Consider the following 20,011-nt stretch of genomic DNA (forward strand, 5'->3'; position numbering starts at 1 on the left):
GTGCCCGGATCGTCGGAGCCGTCGATGATGCAGACACCGCGATGTCGGGAAAGTGGGCGCCCACCGGCCGCCCAGTTCGGCCTTCTCGTCCTCACCCTCGCGGGCGACCGGATCTGCGCGATGACCCGCTTCGACCACAGCGTGCTGCCACGGTTCGGGTTTCCGCGATCGCTTCCGAGCCGATAGCCGGCCCTGCAGCCGGGGACACCCTGCGTCCACTACGGGGTCGCGAACGACGCTCGAGGCGGATCACGACGTCCGACTCGAGCTCGACCCGATCGATCTCGACGAATCCGGCCGATCGGAGCGTGCCGAGGTCGTCGTCCGCGCCGTGTGCGCTGCGGGTGACGACGAGGACGCGGTCGGGCCCTCGCAGCCGGTCGGGGACGGCGGCGAGCGGCGTCGTCACGTCCCAGAGGCCATCGGTGCGATCGTAGGGCTGCTGCAGGCCGAGGTCGACGAGCCCGCTGAACGCGTCGGGATACCCGTGCATCGCAAGTCGGGGCCGGCGTGACGGGCGCACCGACTCATCGAAGACGATGCCGTCGCCGGGCCCGGTCGACCGGTCGACGACGGCGGCGACCGCCTGCCAGTCGGTGCCGGCGTGCCTCGAGTGCGGGCCGCGCTGCTCGAGGTAGGCGGGCACGGCGAGGGCCGCGACGAGTGCGATCACGATGATGCGGAGCCAGGTCCAGGGAATCGCGGTCACCCCGATCGCCATGGCGATCGCGACCCCCGGCGCGGCGAAGACGAGGTACCGCGCCGTGTACGCCGGGGATACGACGGCGGTCGCGGCGAGCAGGGCGACCGTCGGGAGGAGCGTCCACGCCGCCGCGATGAGCAGGAGCTGCCGATGCCCGCGCCACGCGGGGTCGGTGCGACGTACGACCGCCGCGATGCAGGCCACCGCGACGAGCGACCATGCCGCGATGGCGAACGCGTCGAGCATGAACCACTGGCCGACGAGGATGGCCCTGGGGGTGACGACCTCCTGCTCGGCGCGGAACGCGATCTGGTCGCGCTGTCGCAACGCGGCCACGACGATCGGCGCCGCGATCAGGAGGGCGCCCACCCAGGCGACGCAGAAGGAGGCGAGTCGCACCCGCCGGCGATCGGCACACCGGTCCGCGAGGACGACCACCGCGTGCACGGGGATGAGGAGCACGACCAGGAGGAACAGGTACGTGGCCGTCGCGAGCCCGATCACGTACAGGATCCACCACGCACGCCGTGCCGGAGCGTCCAGCAGGCGCAGGAGCAGCACCGTGAGCCACGTCGCCGCGGCGGTCGCGAGGGCCATCGACCGCGCATCGATGGCCACGAAGAGCACCCGTGGGAGCAGGAGGAGCATGGTCGCGGCGATCACCGCGGTTCCGCGGCCCGCCCGGCGACGGACGAGGACGAAGACCCCGGCGGATGCCGCGCCCACGGCCATCCCCGACGGCAGGCGAACCGCGAGCGGGGAGTCGCCGACCGCGTCGATCCACAGGTGCAGCAGCGCGTAGTACAGGCCGTGCACGGCGTCGACCGAGCCGAGCATCGCCCAGAGCGAAGCCCAGTCGCGACGGGCGGACATGATGCTCGCGACCTCGTCGCCCCAGAGCGACGGCACCCAGGAGCCGGCGGTCGCGACCGCCGCGGCGAGCACCCCGATGAGGAGTGCGAGCCGTCCGTCGATCCGTCGCGCTGCGTGCGCGGGCTGGCGCGGCGCGACGGGTGCGGACGCCGCGGGCGTGGCGTCCACCCGGTCGAACCCCCTACCGCGAACGTGCGGCGTTCCCGACCTCACGGTGCATCACGACGCTTCCTGAATCACCCCTCCATGGCGAACCTACGTCCATTGACGCCGCGACGCCACGGGTACCGAGGACGCGCGCACCCCCGATCCTGCGCCGCACCGACCGGCCTCGTGGCACGCGACCGGGGCGTAGGGTGGACGGGATGTCGCAGGCGCCGCTCACGCAGGAGATCCCGCTCACCACCGCCAAGCGCTGGCGCGCCTACTGGGTCTGCGTGGCGGTCGCCGGCCTCACGATCCTCGACCTCTCGAAGGTCAACGTCGCCCTCCCGTCGATCGAGACGGCGTTCGGGGCCACGTCGACCGAGTTGCAGCTCATCGTGTCGGGCTACGTGCTCGCGTTCGGCCTCACGCTCGTGCCTGCCGGCCGCATCGGCGACCAGCGCTCGCGGCGCACCCTGTTCGTCATCGGCCTCAGCCTCTTCACGCTCACGAGCCTCGCCTGCGCGCTGGCGCCGAACGGAGCGGTGCTCCTCGTGGCCCGGCTCCTGCAGGGGGTCGCCGCAGGCATCCAGATGCCGCAGGTGCTCGGGCTCGTGCAGCAGCTGTTCCAGGGCGCCGAGCGCGGCAAGGCGTTCGGCCTGTTCGGCGCGACCATCGGCATCGCCACGGCGATCGGTCCGACGCTCGGCGGCCTCGCGATCGCGATCGGCGGTCCCGAGGACGGATGGCGCGGCATCTTCTGGATGAACGTGCCGCTGTCCCTCGCCGCCATCGCCCTCGCGCTGTGGGCGCTGCCCGAGACCCGCACGCGATCGTCGCGTCGGCTCGAGCTCGATCCCGTCGGCCTGCTGCTGTTCGGCATCACGGTCGTCGCGCTGATGTGGCCGTTCCTGTTCACCACCGGCTCGCCCGACGACAACCCGGCCAGATGGTGGCTGCTCGTGGTGTTCGTCTTCGCGGCGACGGCGTTCGTCGCATGGGAGCGGCACTACGCGGCATCCGGTCGGCATCCGCTCGTGCCCCTCTCGCTGTTCGGCGTGAGCTCGTACCGCAACGGCACGGTGCTCGCGGCGACGTACTTCGCCGCGATGCCGTCGATGTTCCTGCTCACGACGCTCTACCTGCAGCACGGCCTCGGCCTCGCCCCGGTCTTCGCGGGCATGGTCACGATCGGGTTCGCGCTCACGAGCGCGGGGTCGTCGTGGCTCGGCGGCAACCTCGTGAATCGGCTGGGCCGGCCGCTGGTCGTGTGGGGGCTCGCCGCGGTGCTGGTCGGCGCCGGGCTCCTCGTGCTGGCGGCGCTCATGACGCCGCCCGAGCTGACGCCATGGGCGATGGCGGGCGCGATGGTCGTCGGCGGCTTCGGGGGCGGGCTCGTGATCTCGCCGAACCAGACCCTCGCGCTCGCCGACATCCCCGTCAAGCAGGGCGGCCTCGCCGGTTCGGTCGGGCAGCTCGGGCAGCGCATCGGCACGGCGGTCGGCACCGCCGTCACGCTCTCGCTGTTCTACGCCACCATCTACCGCGAGACCGGCGCGGAGGATTCCACCGACCTCGGCGTCTACCAGGACGCCTACGGGTTCGGCATGCTCGCCGTCGCGATCTTCATCGCCATCGCGTTCGGCGTCGGGCTGGCCGACCTCGGCGCGCGGCGCAGGCAGCGCGGCACGCTCGCGTGAGCGGAGACCGCCCCCGCGGTCGGGCGAGGGTCGAGCGGATGCCGCATGCCGACGCTCACCGGATGGCGAGGATGCGCGCCCGCTCGTCCTTCTCGTAGTGCTCGATCGCGGCGCGGAGCGCCGCCCGCGGCATCGTGGCCGCATGCCCCTCGACGAACGCCGTGAGCCGCTCGCGGTCGAGGTCGCCCGCGGCGCGGAGCACCCAGCCGAGCGCCTTCTGCACGAACGGCTCCGTGTCGTCGGCGAGGGTCTCGGCGAGGGAGTACGCGTCGTCGAGCTCGCCGCGCTTCAGGAACGCGAACGTGGCCACGAGCGCCGTGCGTCGCTCGGGCCAGAATCCGGATGCCGCGAGCCGCGCGAGCGGCGCCCGGTCGCGATCGAGCAGGTATCCGCCGACCACGTCGCGAGCCGCGAGGTCGACGAGGTCCCACTGGTCGATGCGGTCGTGACGACGGAGGTAGAGCTCGTAGAGCTCGGTACGCCGCTCGGGGGGCGTCCTCCGTCGGGCGGCCGACTTGCCCATGATGCTGCAGGCGAGGGCCCGCACCTCGTGGGCGGGCTGCTCGAGCAGTTGCTCCAACCCCGACGCGGGGAGGTCGAGTGCCGTCTTCGCGAGGTCGAACACGGCGCCCATCCGCACGCCCAGGAATGGAGCGTCGGGATCGGGCGGGAAGTAGCGGGTGTACTTCTCACGCTCCGCGTCGCTCGCGATTCCCTCGAGCGTCGTGACCAGCGTCGTGGCATCCGTCATCGCCCGCCCCTCCCGTGACCCGGGATTCAGCGTACGACAGGTCAGGCGGCGAGGTGCGCGGCGGGCGAGAGCAGTGTCGTGAGTTCGCTCGCCGACAGCTCGCGGCCGAACGCGGGGTGTCCGGGCTCGAGCGCGCGGCCGTTCGCGAGCGGTCCGCCGTCGACCGCATCGAATCCGATGTCGTCGATGAGGCGCGCGATGACGGCACGCGCGTCGGGATCGTCGCCGACGACGGCGAGCGCGCGCCGCAGCGGCGAGCCCGCGTCCATGCTGTCGTCCTCCATCTCGTGGTAGCCGAGGTGGTTGAGCGACTTCACGACGTTGGCGAGCGGGTTGCGCGCGGCGTTGATCTCGCTCGTCGACCGCTCGTCGTCGTCGATCGCGGCGATGTGGCCGTCGACGGGCGGCCAGTAGTTCATGGCGTCCACGACAATGCGGCCGCCGAAGTCCTCCCATGGCACGGTGCCGGCCTTGCCGAACGGCACGGCGACGATGACGACGTCGGACTGTGCCACGAGATCGGCGGGCGTCACGACTCGGGCGCCGGGGGCGACGACGGAGACGAGCAGTTCGAGCGCGGTCTGACGCGGCGAGCCCGTGATGAACACGTCGTAGCCGGATGCCACGAGGAGTCGCGCGAGCGCGGTGCCCACCTTCCCCGCACCGAAGATCCCGATGACCGGCCGGTCCGTCACGTCCACGCCTCCATTCTCGCCGACACGGCGGATCGATGCGTCGACATCATGCGGAAACGCCGGGCACGACGCGGGAATTCCCGGCGCGCGGCGCCGCGGCATCCGCTCGCCGGCCGCCGGCGCTCGGCCGCTGTTCGCTGGCCGCTGGTCGGCGGAGGGGAATAGTGTCGGCCTGACAGGGGTTCCGCTACACATGCGTACGTATGGAGACGCGGGAATGGGACAGGACATGGCTGAGCGCTACGAATTCGGACTCGACACCTTCGGCGACGTGACGGTGGGGCCCGACGGGTCGCCGCTGCCGCACGCGCAGGTGCTGCGGAACGTGGTCGAGGAGGCGATGCTGGCCGACCGGCTCGGGCTCGACTTCTTCGGCGTCGGCGAGCACCACCGTCACGAGTTCGCGATCTCTGCACCCGAGGTCGTGCTCGGCACGATCGCAGGCCGCACCGAGCGCATCCACCTGGGCTCGGCCGTCACGGTGCTGAGCTCCGACGACCCCGTGCGGGTCTTCCAGCGGTTCGCGACGCTCGACGGGCTCTCGGGCGGACGCGCCGAGGTGATCCTCGGGCGTGGGTCGTTCATCGAGTCGTTCCCGCTCTTCGGATTCGAACTCGACCAGTACCAGGAGCTCTTCGAGGAGAAGCTCAACCTCTTCGCCGCCCTGCTCCCGCAGGAACCGGTCACGTGGAGCGGCGAGCTGCGGCCTCCTCTGACCGACCAGCTCGTGTTCCCGCCCGTCGAGCATGGGCGCCTGAAGACCTGGGTCGGCGTGGGCGGCAGCCCCGAGTCCGTCGTGCGCGCCGCGCACTACGGCCTGCCCCTCGTGCTCGCGATCATCGGTGGAAGCCCCGCGCGGTTCGCGCCGCTCGCCGACCTCTACCGCCGGGCCCTCGACCAGTTCGGCCACCCGCAGCAGCCCGTGGCCGTGCACTCGCCGGGCTTCATCGCCGACACCGACCAGGAGGCGCTCGACACGCTCTGGCCGCACTACAAGGTCATCATCGACCGCATCGGCCGCGAGCGGGGATGGGGTCCCGTGAGCCGCGAGCACTTCGAGGACGAGGCCGGCCCGAACGGCGCGCTCTACGCCGGATCGCCCGAGTCGGTCGCCCAGAAGATCGCCGCAGCCATGCGCGCCATCGGCGCGGTGCGCTTTGACCTGAAGTACTCGAACGGCACCCTGCCGCACGAGGCGATGATGGGCAGCATCGAGCGGTACGGGACGCTCGTGGTGCCGCGGGTGCGCGAGCTCCTCGCGGCCGCCGACGATGCCGACGCCGAGCTCGACGCGCTCGCGGCCGCCGATCGAGCGGATGCCGCGGCCGCCGCGGAGCACGCGCACGACTGACCCCTCCGCGGCGACACGTCACCGCGGCGGCGCCGGCCGCGACGTCAGGCCGGACCCGGGGCCGCCCGGGCCGCCCGCCTGCGCACGACCGCGCGGAACCACGCAGCATCCGGAAGCCTCGCCAGGAACGTGCCGGCGAAGATCGTGATGAGCACGTAGGCCGTGGCCAGCGAGGCGATCGCAGGCGCGACGCCGGCGGCCACCGCGATGCCCGCGATGACGATCGAGAACTCGCCGCGCGGCGCGAGCGAGAAGCCTGCGCGCCACTGGCCGAGCGTGCCGACGCCCGCGCGCCGGGCGGCGTACGCTCCCGTCACGAGCTTCGTGAGGATCGTGATCACGGCGAGACCGAGCGCGGGCAGGAGCATGGGCACGAGCTCCGAGGAGTCGCTCGTGAGGCCGAAGAACACGAAGAACGTCGCGGCGAAGAGGTCGCGCAACGGTGTCAGCACCTGGCTCGCGTTGACGGCGACCCGGCCCGAGAGGGCGATGCCAACGAGGAACGCGCCGACCGCCGCCGACACGCCGACCTGCGCGGCGAGTCCCGCCACGAGCATCGTGAGCCCCAGCACGCCGAGCAGCAACGGCTCGAACTCGTCGGCCGGGAAGAGCCGGGACACGAAATGGCCGTGCCGCAGCGCCACGTAGAGGATCAGGGTGACGACTCCGACGGCGATCGCCACCGAGATCGCGCCCTGAGCGAGGCTCACGCCCACCACGATCGCCGACAGCACCGGCAGGTAGAACGCCATCGCCAGGTCCTCGATCACCAGCACCGCGAGCACGGAGGGTGTCTCGCGGTTCGACAGGCGGCCGAGGTCGCGCAGCAGCTTCGCGATGACACCGGACGACGAGACCCACGTGACGCCGGCGAGGGCGACTGCGGCCACCGGTCCCCAGCCGAGGAGCAGCGCCATCGCGGCGCCCGGCAGGGCGTTCAGCACCCCATCGAAGATGCCGGGCACGCGCGCGGACTTCAGGGCGCCGAACAACTCGGAAGCGGTGTACTCGAGCCCGAGCAGCGCGAGCAGCAGGATGATCCCGATCTCGGACCCGGCCTCCAGGAACTCCCCGCTCGCTTCGAGCGGGATCAGGCCGCCCTCACCGAACGCGAGGCCGAGCAGCAGGTAGAAGGGGATCGGCGAGATGCCGATGAGGAGCGCGAGGCGCCCGAGGAGGCTCATGCCGAGAAGCAGCGCGCCGACTTCGATGAGGAGCCGCGTGGTCTCGTCCATGACGGCCGCCTCAGTCGGGGCCGTTGGAGAGCAGTCGAGCTACTCCGTCGAGTCCTTCACGCGTGCCGACGGCAACGATGACATCTCCCGCCCGCAGCGGCTCTGCCGGTGTGGGGGAGGGGATGATCGCACCGTCGCGGACGATGGCGACGATCGACGCGTGCGTGCGCGTGCGAGCCTTGGTGTCGCCGAGGGTGCGGTTCAGGTACGGCGAGTCCGTCGGCAGCGCGATCTGCTCGGTGTACAGGCCCGCGGTCTCATCACTGAGGCTCGTGAGTCGGCTGAGCATCACGGATGCGCCGAGCACGTCGGCGAGGGCCGCAGCCTCGTCGTCGTTCAGCGGAATGGAGGCACGGCAGGCGTCGGGGTCGTCGACGTCGAAGAAACCGAGGTCGCGCTCGCCGTCCCGGTGCGAAACCACGCTGATCCGTCGACCGCCTTCGGTGACGAGGTCGTGGCGAACGCCGATCCCGGGCAGGTCGACCTTTTCGATATGTATACCCACGAGCGCTATCGTAACCCCGCCGGAGGGTGTCTCCGGCACGCGCGCCTCAGTGTCGGATTCGTGCCACGTTGGCCATCTCGAGCACCGGGGTCCCGGCGTCGTCGACGACGGCGAACGACGGCACCACGGCCGCCAGTTCGGCGAGCGAGTCGAGGTGCGTGCCGCCGCACGGGATACGTGCCGTCCCGTCGGGGAGCTCGCACACCCACGATCGTCGATCGGTGAGTCCGTCGCCGTCGGCTTCGACGCGCACAGGTGCGCCCGACGCGAGCCAGCGGTCGAGCTGATCGGCCACCTGCTGTCGCACGGCGTCGAGGTCGGCCGGCAGCGACGCCGTGTCGAACCCGGACCGGCGCAGCGACTTGTTGAGGCGATACCGGTCGAGTGAGCCGTTCGGGAGGATGCGCGACGACGAGATCGCCGCGCCGTCGAAGTCGGGGCTGCCGAGGGCGTCCTCGCGTGCCGGCTTCGACCAGCGATCGGCGAGGGCTCGGTTCAGGGCGAGCGATGCGAGGTGGCACCCGGTGTGGCCGGTCGAGAGGGCGCGTCGTGTCGCGGCATCCGCCTCGATCTCGACCTCGTCGCCCTCGGCGATCGCCGAGCCGCCGTCGACGAGGTGCGCGACGAGGAACACCCAGCCCTCGGTGCCGGTGCGCACCGGGATGTCGGCGCCGAGGTGCAGGGCGTCGCCGTCGGTTGCGGCGACCACGGCGTCTCGCACCGGGAATTCCCCAGCGGCGGACCGGATCACGCCCGCGTCGGCGGGCTGGTCGGGCCAGGCGGCGTCGACCGGGTGGAAGCTCGTGGTCTCGGTGATGACGGCGAGGCTGCCGTCGGTGGTCGGGGCGACGTGCAGGACGCGGCTCGTCGCGTGGAGCGCCCCGGAGGGGTACGTGACGCGTGTGTCGCCTGCGGGCAGCGTCACCCGTCAGACGCCGTCGCCGCGACCGAGCACGTTCATGGGGATCGCGACGGCGACGGCGACGGCGAGGATGCCGCCGAGGAACGTGATGGCCTCGAAGCCGGCCATCACGGGGGCCGTGCCCATGAGCCACAGGCCGAAGACGAAGATCGCCATGGAAATGAGGAAAGCGACGACGTTCACAGGACCTCCAGGAGCTTTGCGCGGCAGCGGCGCCTCGCCGGTCAGTCTAGTGCTCGGGCCGGTCGCCCGTCGTCCGTCGGCTGGTCGGTCAGCTGTCGAGGGGGCCGAGCCAGGCGTTGGCGACCGTGCTGTGCGCCGACTCGTCGTCGGACGGGTGGAAGATGCCCGCGAGCACGTCGCGGTAGAGCCGCCCGAGCTCGGAGCCGGTGAAGTAGGCGGAGCCGCCCGCGACCCGCACCGACTGGTCGACGACGTACTTCGCGGTCTCGGTGGCCCGCACCTTGACGCCCACGAGCTTCGCGAACCACTGCGAGCCGTGGTCCACGAGCCCGTCGAGGTCGCGGGCGATCGCGAGCAGTTGCGGCTCGAGCGCGTCCTGCGCGATCGCGGCGTCGGCGATGCGCCAGCGGATGTCGGGGTCCTGCGACAGGGCGGCACCGTCGTGCTTCATCGAGGTGCGCCGTTGTGCGGCGGCGACCGCGAGGTCGAGCGCGCGGGCCCCGATGCCCGCATACACGGCGGCGAGCAGGAGCTCGAAGCTCGCGAAGATGCCGAAGATGAGCGGGTCGGCATTGGGGCCGGGGTCGAGTCGCCGCACGATCCGGTCGGGCGGGGCGAACGCCCCGTCGAGCACCGTCGTGCGGCTCTGGGTCGCACGCATGCCGATGGTGTCCCAGTCGTCGAGGATCCGAACGTCGGGGTCATCGCGGTCGATGAACCCGTAGACGATCTTCGGCGCGTCGGGCGAGGCGGTGTCGAGCCCCATGGTGCCGAGGCGCGTCCACGCCGGGGAGAGCGAGGTGAAGATCTTGCGGCCCGAGTACCGGTAGCCGCCGCCGTCCTGCGGCTCGGCCGCGGTGCGCGAGCCGAACAGCATGAGGTCGTTGCCGGCCTCGCTGATGCCGAACCCGAAGATCTCGCCTTCGCCCGCTTCTCTGAGGAGGAACTCGAGCGCGTCGTCGCCGCGGTCGCGGAGGACCTTCGCGACGCCCGTCCACACGAGGTGCATGTTCACCGCGAGGGCGGTGGCGGGTGCGGCGCCGGCGAGTCGCATCTGGGCTCGCACCGCGTCGTCGAAGTCCCAGCCCAGGCCGCCGAACTCCTCCGGTACGAGCACCGTGAGGTACCCGGCCTCGCGAAGCTCTGCGAGGTCGTCGGCGAAGAAGGCGTTGTCGCGGTCGTATCCGGCGGCGCGCTCCCGCACGCGTTCGAGGAGGTCGTCGTGCAGCAGAGTCTCCGGCGTCGCGGTCACGACGCCAGACTACGCCTGCGGTGACTCGTCGCGCGGGGCCTCCGCGGGCGTCTGCGTAGCGGCGGACGCCGCGTCGGGGCGGGGTCGTCGGAGCCGCGTGCTGAGGACCACGATCAGGACGATGACCGCGCCCGTCACGAGCACGGCGAGGAGCCACGGCATCATGACGCCGACGGCGACGCCGAGCCAGGATGCGAAGCCCACGAGCGCCTTCCACCCGGCGACGAGGCCGCTCCAGAAGTCGTCGGGCTGCGGATCGCGCGCGACCTCCTCGGTGACGAGTTCGACCGTGATCGTCGAGAAGTCCACCTGGTCGACGAGCCAGTCGCGCTGCTGGGTCAGACTGTCGAGCTCGGCCTGCCGGGTCGTGAGCTCCGACTCGATCGCGATCAGGTCGGCCACGGTCGTGGCCGTGGCGAGCAGCTCCTGCAGGCGGTCGACCGAGGCGGTGAGCGCCTCGATGCGCGCGTCGAGGTCCTGGCGTTGCTGCGTGACATCCGACGCATTCATCGACACCGACGTGACGGTGCCGAGCGCACGGAGCTCGTCGACGACGGCGTCGAGCTCGTCGGACGGGATGCGCAACGTAAGGGACGCGCTCGGCGGCTGCGAGTCGGTGCCGGGCGTCTCGGTGCGGCTGTCGACCCGCCCGCCCGCCCGCTCGGCGAGGTCCGCGGCCTCCTCGGCGGATGCGACGGGGTCCTCGACGGTGATTGCGACCCAGCCGGTCGTGATGACGCTGCGATCCTCGAGCTGCAGATCGGCGGAGCCGCCGGCGGCATCCTCCGCGACCTTGCCCTCGGTCGTACCGGGCTCGGGGGCGACCTCGCCGGCGGGCATGTCGACGACCGGAGCGCTCGCCCCGTCGTTGCCCGCCGTGCAGCCGGCGAGGAGCAGTGCGGTGATCGCGGCCGCTGCCGCCGCGGGTGCGAGTCGTCTCATGCGCTCACTGTATTGCCGCCCGCGAATCCGATGTCTGGGCCATCGCTGGGAGTCCGGTCACGATCCAATTGCGCTTCGCTGTGAATCGCCGAACGGCCCCAACGAACCGTCGGGCCCGCTCGTTCACGCCGCGGGTTGAGGAGCCCGCGCAGCGGGCGTCCCGAAACCCGTTTGCGCACCACGGGTTTCGAGATGGCGCTTCGCGCCATCTCGACCCGCGTGGCAGCGATCAGTCGAAGTCGGGGTCGCGTCCGGTGCGCTCGCCCGTCTCGAGCGTCGCGATGGCGGCCAGGTCGTCGGCGTCGAGCGCGAAGTCGAACACGTCGAGGTTCTCGCTCAGGCGCTCGGGCGACGAGGCCTTCGGGATCACGACGTTGCCGAGCTCGACGCGCCAGCGCAGCACGATCTGCGCCGGCGTGCGGCCGTGCTTCGCGGCCAGGTCTTCGAGGACCGGCGTGCCGAGCACGCGTCCGCGCGCGAGCGGCGACCAGGCCTCGGTGCGGATGCCGCGTGCTGCGTCGAACGCGCGCAGTGGCGCCTGCGGCAGCCACGGGTGCAGCTCCACCTGGTTGACGACCGGCGCGACGCCGGTCTCGCGGATGATGCGCTCCAGGTGGTGCGCATGGAAGTTCGCGACGCCGATCGAGCGCACGCGCCCCTCGTCCTGCAGCCGGACCAGTGCACGCCAGGTGTCGACGTAGCGGTCGGTCGACGGCATCGGCCAATGGATCATGTACAGGTCGAGCGACGCGAGCCCGAGGCGCGTCATCGTCGCGTCGAACGCGCGGAGCGTGGAGTCGAACCCGTTGTCGTCCATCCAGACCTTGCTCGTGACGAAGAGCTCCTCGCGCGGCACCGCGGCATCGCGCACCGCCTCCCCGACGCCCTCCTCGTTGCCGTAGAACGCCGCAGTGTCGAGGTGTCGGTAGCCGATGGCGATCGCGTCGTGGCTGAGGCGCGCGGCATCCGCGGGCGGCACCTTGTACAGCCCGAAGCCGAGCTTCGGGATGGTGGCGCCGTCGGCGAGCGACAGGCGGGGCGCGGGGGCGATGGGCTGCGGCATCCGGTCTCCTGGTCAGCTGGGTTGCAGCGGCACCGGTTCGGTGTCGGGAATGGGGCTCGCGTCGCGGTCGCGGAGGTCGGGATGCCACGGGCGACCGAGTACGGCGGCGACCAGGCCGAGCAGCGCAAGGGCGGTCGCCGCCCAGAAGGCGCCCTGCGCGCCGTAGCCGTCGATGAGGAAGCCGGCGACCGCCGACCCGAGGGCGGCGCCGATGAGCTGACCCGTGCCGACCCATCCGTACGCCTCCGCCGTGTCGGAGAACTTCACGCTCGCCGAGACGATCGCGAACAGCACGGCGAGCGCCGGGGCGATGCCGATGCCGGCGATGAACAACGTGACCGCGAGCCACCAGAAGTCCATGACGAACGCGGCGAGCGCCATGCCCACGAAGACGATGAACATGCGGCGCGCGGTGGACCACGGTCCGATCGGCACGTGCCCGAGGAAGAGGCCGCCCGCGAGGCTGCCCACGGAGAAGATCGCGAGCACGATGCCCGCCTCGGCGCCGTCCTCGCCGAACGCCGCGACGACGCCGGCCTCGATCGCCGCGCACGCGCCGATGAGGAGGAACCCGACGATCGTCGCGAGCATGACCGGCGGCCGGGTGAGCACCGCGCCGAGCCGCCGCTTCGACCTCGGGATGCGCACGCGCCCGAGCTCGGGGGAGGAGATGAACCAGATGCCGCCGCCCACCATCATCGCTGCGGCGAGCAGGATGCCCCACACCGTGCCGATCTGCGTGGACACGAACGTCGTGACCACGGGCCCCACGACCCAGATGATCTCCTGCGCCGACGCGTCGAGCGAGAAGAGCGGGGTGAGCTGGCGGGAGTTCACCATCTTCGGGTAGATGGTGCGCACGGCGGGCTGCACGGGCGGCGTCGAGAGGCCGGCGATGAAGCCGACGCCCATGTACATGGGAACGGTGAGCGGCAGCACGCCGATCGCCACGACCGCGGTCACGCACACCGAGAGCGTGGTGATGAGCACGGGGCGCATGCCGAGGCGGCCCATGAGCCGGCTCGTGAGCGGACCCGCGATGGCCTGGCCGATCGACGTGGTGGCCAGCACGAGGCCGGCGGCGCCGTAGGAGCCGGTCTCCTGTTCTACATGCAGGAGGAAGGCGAGCGAGAGCATCCCCGAGGGGAACCGTGCGGTCAGCTGAGCGGCGATGATGCGAGCGACGCCCGAGGTTCTGAGGAGATCGGAGTAGCTGGCCACGGTCCGACCACTCTATCGAGGGCGGATGTCGCGGCAGCATGGCGGCGCTGTGGGGCTCAGCGCCGCCGCGGATCGCTACTCTGCGAGTGCCTTCGTGATGCGCTGCGGTGAGACGGTCTCGGCGGTGCGGAGTTCCTGCGCGAACAGGCCTACCCGCAGCTCCTCCAGCATCCAGCGCACGCGCACGAGCGCGGCGGACGCCTCCGGGTCGATCGGGATACGACCGCCGGCCGCCTCGAACGCGGCGATCGACGGCTCGAGCTGGTTCATCGCCTGGCGATCGCGGCCCGGGTTCTCCGCCAGCTTGCGCACCCGCACGATGATCGCCTCGAGGTAGCGCGGAAGGTGCCGCAGCCGTTCGAGCCCCGTCGATGAGACGAAGCCGGCCGGCACGAGTGCGTCGAGCTGCGCGCGCACGTCGCCGAGCGCCGCCATGAGGTGGATGCTGGACGCACCCGAGATCGCCCGGTCGGCCTCGCGCGCCGTCCGGAGGACCCGCGCGACGAGCGCCACCGTCTCGAACATGCGGTCCACGACGTTCGCGCTGATCGCGTCGCGTACCGCCTCGAACTCGGCGCGCGTGCGCAGCAGCCCTTCGGGGTGCCGAGCGCGCAGTTCGGCGTCGACGCAGGCCGCGAGGCAGTCGTCGAGCAGGGCCCGCGGGCCGGAGTACGCGCTCGCCGCCAGCGCGAGCTTCTCCTCGTTCGAGAGGTGCTCCTGCACGTAGGCGACGGGCGTGGGCGTGGCGAGCACGAGCAGTCGACGGATGCCGCGTCGCGACGCCCGGTCGCGCTCCTCCGCCGTGGCGACGAGCCGCAGCGCGACCGAGCTCTTCTCGTCGACCAGCGCCGGGTACGCGCGGATCACGTTGCCCGCCTGGCGCGTGTCGACGTGCGCGGGCAGTTCGTCCCACTCCCACGTCGCGATGCCCGAGCGTTCGGCGATCGCGGGGCCGACGAGCGAGCCGGAGGCAAGGGATTCCGCGTCGCCGGCGGACGGCGCGGCGTCGGGCCTCGCGCCCGCGTGCGTTCGCCCGCTCCCGCCGGGCGCGCTCGTCACGGCCCTCGCGACGGCGTCCCGCGTACGATCGGCGAGCCGTGCCTGCAGCCCGCCGAGGTCCTTGGACTCACTCACGGTGCGCCCGCGCTCGTCGACCGCCCGGAACGTCACCCGCAGATGCGGCGGCACGCGCTCGAGGTCGAAATCGGACGGGTCGACGGGCGCGAACGTGAGGCGGCGGATCGCCTGCGCGACCACCGCCGTGAACGACTCCCGCTCGGCGCCGCCCTCGGGTCCGTCTGGCAGCTCGGCGGAGATCTTGGCGGCCCACTCCGCCGCGGGCACGACCTGGCGGCGCAGCACCTTCGGGAGCGTGCGCAGCAGTGCGGTGATGAGTTCGTCGCGGAGGCCCGGCACCTGCCAGTCGAAGCCGTCGGGTCGCACCCGGGGGAGCAGCACGAGCGGCACGACGGCCGTCACGCCGTCGTCGTCGGCGCCGGGCTCGAACCGGTAGGCGAGGGAGTAGGTCTGGTCGGCCTGCCGCCACCGGTCGGGGAAGCCGTCCCCCCGATCCTCCTCGGCCTCTGCGCCGAGCAGGTCGGCGCGCGTCATGGTGAGCAGGTCGGGGCGTCGGCGGTGCTCGCCGCGCCACCAGCGCTCGAAGGCGCGTGTGTCGGCGACATCCGCAGGAACCCGCGCCTCGTAGAATGCCACGACGGCTTCGTCGCCCGCGAGGATGTCGCGCCGGCGGGTGCGCTCCTCGAACTCGCCGAGCTCGCGGCGCAGTGCACGGTTCGCGCGTACGAAGCCGAACAGCCGCCGGTCGAGCCGGCCCGTGTCCCAGTCCTCCTCGACGAGCGCGTGGCGGATGAACAGCTCCCGGGCGAGGGGGGCGTCGACGCGGGCGAGCTGGACGCGCCGCTTCGCGACGACCGGCACGCCGAACAGCGTGACCTTCTCGTCGGCGACGGCCGAGCCCTGCCGTCGCTCCCAGCGAGGCTCGCTGAAGGTGCGCTTCGCGAGGGGGCCGGCCAGTTGCTCCGCCCAGGCCGGATCGATCGCGGCGTTGGTGCGGGCGAAGAGCCGGCTCGTCTCCACGAGCTCGGCGCTCATCAGGGCGGCCGGCGGCTTCTTCGCGAGCGCCGAGCCCGGGAACACCACGAAGCGCGCGTTTCGCGCGCCGACGAACTCGGCCTGCTGGCGTCGGCCCCGGCGCTCGGCCTCGCGCGCGGCGCCGGCGCCTCCCCGCCCGCTCGACGTCTTCGCGTCGTCACGGAGTCCGATCTGCGAGAGCAGGCCGGCCAGGAGCGCACGGTGGATGCCGTCGGCATCGGGCTCGCCCGCCCGCTCGGCCACGTGGAGGCCGAGCGGTCTCGCGAGTCGCGCGAGCTGGCGATAGAGGTCCTGCCACTCCCGCACCCGCAGGTAGTTCAGGAACTCCGCCTTGCACATGCGCCGGAACGCGCTGCCCGAGAGCTGTCGCTGCTGCTCCTCGAGGTGGTTCCAGAGGTTGAGCAGGGAAAGGAAGTCGCTCGTCGGGTCGACGAAGCGGGCGTGGAAGCCGTCGGCCTGTTCGCGCCGCTCGAGCGGCCGTTCGCGCGGGTCCTGGATCGTGAGCCCCGCGACGATGGCGAGCACATCGCGCGACACGCCCTGCGCCTTCGACTCGAGCACCATGCGCGCGAACCGCGGCTCGATCGGCAGTCGCGCGAGCTGGCGGCCGACGCGGGTGAGCTGGGGGCCCGCAGCGTCGGCGTCCTCGTCGAGGGCGCCGAGCTCGCGCAGCAGCTCGAGTCCGTCACGGATGCCGCGGGTGTCGGGCGGCGTGAGGAACGGGAACTCCTCGATCTGCCCGAGCCCGAGCGACGCCATCTGCAGGATGACCGCGGCGAGGTTCGTGCGCAGGATCTCCGGATCCGTGTATTCCGGACGCCGCTCGTAGTCCTCCTCGGAGTACAGCCGGATCGCGATGCCGTCGCTCGTGCGACCCGTCCGGCCGGAGCGCTGGTTCGCCGACGCCTGCGAGATGGCCTCGATCGGCAGTCGCTGCACCTTCGAGCGCGTCGAGTACCGGCTGATGCGCGCGGTGCCGGCGTCGACGACGTACCGGATGCCGGGCACGGTGAGGCTCGTCTCGGCGACGTTCGTGGCGAGCACCACCCGGCGCTTCAGCCCCGCGACCTTCGAAGGCTCGAACACCCGGTGCTGGTCGGCAGACGAGAGTCGACCGTACAACGGCAGCACCTCGGTCTCGCCGATGCTTCTGCCGGTTGAGCCTGTCGAAACCCGATAGTGCGCGCGCACCGCGGCCTCCGCGTCGCGGATCTCGCTCTCGCCCGAGAGGAACACGAGCACATCGCCGGATGACTCGCGCTCGAGCTCGTCGAGGGCGTCGAGGATGCCGCGCTGCACGTCCTTGTCCTCCGCCGCGGCGCCTTCGTCGTCGGCGTCCTCGCCTGCCGCGCCTGGGCCGGACTCCGCCACGAGCGCGCGGTAGCGGACCTCGACGGGGTAGGTGCGCCCCGACACCTCGATGACGGGCGCCGGGTCTCCCGTGCCACCGTCGGCGGGCGCCGTCGCGAAGTGCCTGGCGAAGCTCTCGGGGTCGATCGTCGCGCTCGTGATGATGACCTTGAGGTCGGGCCGCCGGGGGAGGAGCCGCTTCAGGTACCCGAGCATGAAGTCGACGTTGAGGCTGCGCTCGTGTGCCTCATCGATGATGATCGTGTCGTATCGGCGCAGCTCGCGGTCTCGGTGGATCTCGTTGAGCAGGATGCCGTCGGTCATCACCTTGATGCGCGTCGACTCGCTGGCGCGGTCCGTGAACCGCACCTGGTACCCCACGAGGTCGCCGAGCTCCACGTCGAGCTCCTCCGAGATGCGCTCGGCGATCGTGCGCGCGGCGATGCGGCGCGGCTGCGTGTGCGCGATCGACTGGCGACCGAGCTCCAGGCAGATCTTCGGCAGCTGCGTGGTCTTGCCGGAGCCCGTTGCGCCGGCGACGATCACGACCTGGTGCTCGCGGATGGCGCGCGCGATCTCCTCGCGCTGCCCGGAGACGGGCAGCTCGGCGGGGTAGGTGATCGCGGGAAGCACAGCCCTCCATCGTATGCCGTCGCGTGCGGCCGCTGGCGAGTCTGACGGCGAGGGCGCGCCCTGTGCGTGGTTCATCTCGCTGTGGTAGACACGGCCCCATGCGAACGGATGCCGCGCCGGTGGGCCGCGTGCCGCCTACGTCGTCCGTGCCCGAGGAGCCGGCTCCGGTGCGGAGCCTCGTCGGCCTCCCGATCCTGCGCGTCGCGATGGTGGGATGCGCCGCGCTGATCACGTGGCTCGCGCTTCTCGCCGCAGGCTTCCCCAGCCCGTTCCCGCCGACGATCCTGTTCGCGGCCGCGGCGATGCTGCCCGTGAACCTCGCCTCGCTCGCCCTCGTGCGGCGCGCCCTGCACCGCGAGGGGCAGCGTGCTCGCGACCTCATCGACTTCTCGTGGCGCCGCCTCGGCACCGACGTGCTCTGGGGTCTGCTCTGGCTCGTGGTGCTCTGGGTGCCGTTCGTGCTCGCGGTCATCGGCATGATGTTCCTGCTCTACGGCGGTGACGCCTTCGCGAACTTCCAGACGGTCTTCTACGATCAGGATTCCGCGCCGCCGTTCGATCGTGTGCTGCTCACGGTGCTCGCGATCGTGTCCGTCGTGACGTTCGCCCCCCTCAACGCGCCGGTCGAGGAGCTCGTGTACCGCGGCTACTCCCAGGGCGGGCTCGTGCGCCGATGGCCGGTGGTCTGGGCCATCGTCGTACCGGCCGCGATCTTCGCCGCGCAGCACGTGTTCTACGCGGCGACACCCGACGCGATGCTCGTGTACCTCGCGGCGTTCTTCGTGTGGGGCGTGGGGTCGGGGATGATCGTGCTGTGGCAACGCAGGCTGATGCCGATCATCGTCGCCCACTTCCTGGTCAACCTCTTCACGAGCGCCCCCGCTCTCGTGATCGCGTTCCTGCCGCCCGAGGTCGTCGCCGGGTGAGCGGTGCCGAGCTGCGGCATCCGGGGCCGCCCGCCCGCGCCGGTCTTCGCGGCGAGCGAACCGCCCTGTCGGATGCTGCGACCCCCGTGGTGGGATGGGGAACATGACCCAACCCCAGGTACCACGCATCCGACTGAACGACGGCCACTCGATCCCGCAGCTCGGCTTCGGCGTCTTCAAGGTGGACCCGAAGCAGACCGAGCGCATCGTGACGGAGGCGCTCGAGATCGGCTACCGGCACTTCGACACCGCCCGCATCTACGGCAATGAGGCGGGCGTGGGGCGCGCGATCGCAGCATCGGGGATCCCGCGTGAGGAGCTCTTCGTGACGACGAAGCTCTGGAACGACGACCAGGGCACGCAATCCGTGTTCGACGCCTTCGACGCGAGCCTCGAGCGACTCGGGCTCGAGTACGTCGACCTCTACCTGATCCACTGGCCGACGCCCGCGAAGGACCGCTACGTCGAGACGTGGAGGGCATTCGAGCAGCTCCGCGAGTCCCGACGCACGAGGTCGATCGGCGTCTCGAACTTCCTGGTGCCCCACCTCGAGCGCCTGCTCGCCGAGACCGACACGGCGCCGGCCGTCGACCAGATCGAGCTGCACCCGTACCACCAGCAGCCCGACACCGCGGCGTTCGCCGAGGAGCACGGCATCGCGATCGAGGCGTGGGGCCCGCTCGGGCAGGGAAAGTACCCGCTGCTCGAACTGCCCCAGGTGACGGATGCCGCCACAGCCCACGACGTGACGCCCGCCCAGGTCGTCATCCGCTGGCACCTCCAGCGCGGGCACATCGTGTTCCCGAAGTCGAAGCGGCTCGAGCGCATGGCCGAGAACTTCGACGTCTTCGGCTTCGAGCTCGGCGATGCGGAGATGGACGCCATCACCGCGCTCGAGCGCGAGGGGCGAGTGAGCGCGCACCCCGAAGAGGTGAACTGAGCGATTCGGGCGTTGAGCTGGGCGTCCAGGGTGATCGGTGGAGCGGTCGAGACGGACGGATCCGGCGCGACACGCCCGGGATGCGAGCCTGATTTGGAACCGGCCCTGGGATCCGCGTAAGTTCTTACACATCGCCACGGCGGTGCGGGAAGCGGCTGGGTCTTCGAGACACAGAGCGGCCCGGCCGAGACGGCGAGGATCTTAGCCAAATAGCCTCGAAGTCGCATTGCGACTCGGTGATTTCAAGCCTAAGATGAGAACCCACTTCCTCTAGGAAAGCAACGTTCGCGTTGTGCTTCCAGGCCGTTTCATCGGCCGCCGGCACGATCCGTGTGATCCGTGGCCCGAGTGAGAAGTGGTATGATAGATAGGTTGCCCGGAGGGCAGGCCGCGAGGCTGAAACTCGGGTGCGTCCGTTTCTTGAGAACTCAACAGCGTGCACTATGTTCAATGCCAATTTTTGAACCCTGACCATCCTTTTTTGGGTGGTGGGATTCCTTTGGATTGATG

The 20,011-nt window shown here is 71.4% G+C and carries 16 protein-coding genes; 4 read left to right on the forward strand and 12 right to left on the reverse strand.

Features of this window, described 5'->3' with window-relative positions:
- Nucleotides 1–91: 91 nt before the first annotated feature.
- The gene (locus ASG80_RS24250) at nucleotides 92–1,744 is read right to left on the reverse strand and encodes a glycosyltransferase family 39 protein (protein ID WP_056734632.1); all 1,653 of its coding nucleotides are present in this window, start codon (nucleotides 1,742–1,744) and stop codon (nucleotides 92–94) included.
- A 197-nt stretch (nucleotides 1,745–1,941) separates the two neighbouring features.
- Here ASG80_RS24250 and ASG80_RS21605 point away from each other — a divergent pair, with 197 nt between their 5' ends.
- Nucleotides 1,942–3,420 (forward strand): MFS transporter, encoded by a 1,479-nt coding sequence (locus ASG80_RS21605; RefSeq protein ID WP_082590849.1) that lies wholly within the window; start codon nucleotides 1,942–1,944, stop codon nucleotides 3,418–3,420.
- 55 nt (nucleotides 3,421–3,475) lie between these two features.
- Here ASG80_RS21605 and ASG80_RS23975 read toward each other — a convergent pair whose 3' ends face one another.
- Complete coding sequence (locus tag ASG80_RS23975) at nucleotides 3,476–4,171, reverse strand: DNA alkylation repair protein (RefSeq protein ID WP_056734634.1); 696 nt, start codon at nucleotides 4,169–4,171, stop codon at nucleotides 3,476–3,478.
- A gap of 41 nt (nucleotides 4,172–4,212) precedes the next feature.
- Nucleotides 4,213–4,872: an NADPH-dependent F420 reductase gene (locus ASG80_RS21615; RefSeq protein WP_056734636.1), complete on the reverse strand. Its 660-nt coding sequence runs from the start codon at nucleotides 4,870–4,872 to the stop codon at nucleotides 4,213–4,215.
- 223 nt (nucleotides 4,873–5,095) lie between these two features.
- On the opposite strand from ASG80_RS21615, the gene ASG80_RS21620 reads away from it, so the two are divergent.
- Nucleotides 5,096–6,217, forward strand: coding sequence for an LLM class flavin-dependent oxidoreductase (locus tag ASG80_RS21620; protein ID WP_082590871.1), 1,122 nt, complete (start codon nucleotides 5,096–5,098; stop codon nucleotides 6,215–6,217).
- A gap of 44 nt (nucleotides 6,218–6,261) precedes the next feature.
- Here ASG80_RS21620 and ASG80_RS21625 read toward each other — a convergent pair whose 3' ends face one another.
- The 9 genes from ASG80_RS21625 to hrpA form a co-directional block, all read right to left on the reverse strand.
- Entirely contained in the window at nucleotides 6,262–7,452 is a 1,191-nt protein-coding gene (locus tag ASG80_RS21625; protein ID WP_056734638.1) for a cation:proton antiporter, read from the reverse strand.
- 10 nt (nucleotides 7,453–7,462) lie between these two features.
- Nucleotides 7,463–7,957: a cation:proton antiporter regulatory subunit gene (locus tag ASG80_RS21630; protein WP_056734640.1), complete on the reverse strand. Its 495-nt coding sequence runs from the start codon at nucleotides 7,955–7,957 to the stop codon at nucleotides 7,463–7,465.
- Nucleotides 7,958–8,003: 46 nt separating this feature from the next.
- Nucleotides 8,004–8,882, reverse strand: coding sequence for a hypothetical protein (locus tag ASG80_RS21635; RefSeq protein ID WP_056734643.1), 879 nt, complete (start codon nucleotides 8,880–8,882; stop codon nucleotides 8,004–8,006).
- Between the two features lie 3 nt (nucleotides 8,883–8,885).
- A complete protein-coding gene (locus tag ASG80_RS23815; RefSeq protein ID WP_156402011.1) occupies nucleotides 8,886–9,035 on the reverse strand; it encodes a hypothetical protein in 150 nt (49 codons plus the stop codon).
- Between the two features lie 115 nt (nucleotides 9,036–9,150).
- A complete protein-coding gene (locus ASG80_RS21640; protein WP_056734645.1) occupies nucleotides 9,151–10,314 on the reverse strand; it encodes an acyl-CoA dehydrogenase family protein in 1,164 nt (387 codons plus the stop codon).
- 9 nt (nucleotides 10,315–10,323) lie between these two features.
- Nucleotides 10,324–11,256 (reverse strand): DUF4349 domain-containing protein, encoded by a 933-nt coding sequence (locus ASG80_RS21645; RefSeq protein WP_056734649.1) that lies wholly within the window; start codon nucleotides 11,254–11,256, stop codon nucleotides 10,324–10,326.
- A gap of 229 nt (nucleotides 11,257–11,485) precedes the next feature.
- The gene (locus tag ASG80_RS21650) at nucleotides 11,486–12,319 is read right to left on the reverse strand and encodes an aldo/keto reductase (protein WP_369816288.1); all 834 of its coding nucleotides are present in this window, start codon (nucleotides 12,317–12,319) and stop codon (nucleotides 11,486–11,488) included.
- A gap of 12 nt (nucleotides 12,320–12,331) precedes the next feature.
- Complete coding sequence (locus ASG80_RS21655; RefSeq protein WP_056734651.1) at nucleotides 12,332–13,540, reverse strand: MFS transporter; 1,209 nt, start codon at nucleotides 13,538–13,540, stop codon at nucleotides 12,332–12,334.
- Between the two features lie 75 nt (nucleotides 13,541–13,615).
- The gene (gene hrpA, locus ASG80_RS21660; RefSeq protein WP_056734652.1) at nucleotides 13,616–17,635 is read right to left on the reverse strand and encodes an ATP-dependent RNA helicase HrpA; all 4,020 of its coding nucleotides are present in this window, start codon (nucleotides 17,633–17,635) and stop codon (nucleotides 13,616–13,618) included.
- A gap of 98 nt (nucleotides 17,636–17,733) precedes the next feature.
- Between hrpA and ASG80_RS21665 the strand changes: the two genes are divergently transcribed.
- Both ASG80_RS21665 and ASG80_RS21670 read left to right on the forward strand, forming a co-directional pair.
- Nucleotides 17,734–18,561 carry a CPBP family intramembrane glutamic endopeptidase gene (locus ASG80_RS21665; protein ID WP_156402012.1) on the forward strand — a complete coding sequence of 276 codons (828 nt, stop codon included), beginning with the start codon at nucleotides 17,734–17,736 and terminating at the stop codon, nucleotides 18,559–18,561.
- Nucleotides 18,562–18,664: 103 nt separating this feature from the next.
- Nucleotides 18,665–19,501, forward strand: a complete 837-nt coding sequence (locus ASG80_RS21670; RefSeq protein WP_056734694.1) for an aldo/keto reductase — start codon at nucleotides 18,665–18,667, stop codon at nucleotides 19,499–19,501.
- The last annotated feature ends 510 nt before the right edge of the window (nucleotides 19,502–20,011 follow it).

The sequence above is a fragment of the Agromyces sp. Soil535 genome, from assembly GCF_001428255.1.
In the GTDB taxonomy this organism is placed as follows: Bacteria; Actinomycetota; Actinomycetes; order Actinomycetales; family Microbacteriaceae; genus Agromyces.

Coding starts and splice junctions, on each gene's coding strand:
- ASG80_RS21605 (WP_082590849.1), top strand. CDS start 1,942: ATGTCGCAGGCGCCGCTCACGCAGGAGATCCCGCTCACCACCGCCAAG.
- ASG80_RS23975 (WP_056734634.1), bottom strand. CDS start 4,171: ATGACGGATGCCACGACGCTGGTCACGACGCTCGAGGGAATCGCGAGC.
- ASG80_RS21620 (WP_082590871.1), top strand. CDS start 5,096: ATGGCTGAGCGCTACGAATTCGGACTCGACACCTTCGGCGACGTGACG.
- ASG80_RS21625 (WP_056734638.1), bottom strand. CDS start 7,452: ATGGACGAGACCACGCGGCTCCTCATCGAAGTCGGCGCGCTGCTTCTC.
- ASG80_RS23815 (WP_156402011.1), bottom strand. CDS start 9,035: ATGGCGATCTTCGTCTTCGGCCTGTGGCTCATGGGCACGGCCCCCGTG.
- ASG80_RS21645 (WP_056734649.1), bottom strand. CDS start 11,256: ATGAGACGACTCGCACCCGCGGCGGCAGCGGCCGCGATCACCGCACTG.
- ASG80_RS21650 (WP_369816288.1), bottom strand. CDS start 12,319: ATGCCGCAGCCCATCGCCCCCGCGCCCCGCCTGTCGCTCGCCGACGGC.
- ASG80_RS21665 (WP_156402012.1), top strand. CDS start 17,734: ATGCGAACGGATGCCGCGCCGGTGGGCCGCGTGCCGCCTACGTCGTCC.
- ASG80_RS21670 (WP_056734694.1), top strand. CDS start 18,665: ATGACCCAACCCCAGGTACCACGCATCCGACTGAACGACGGCCACTCG.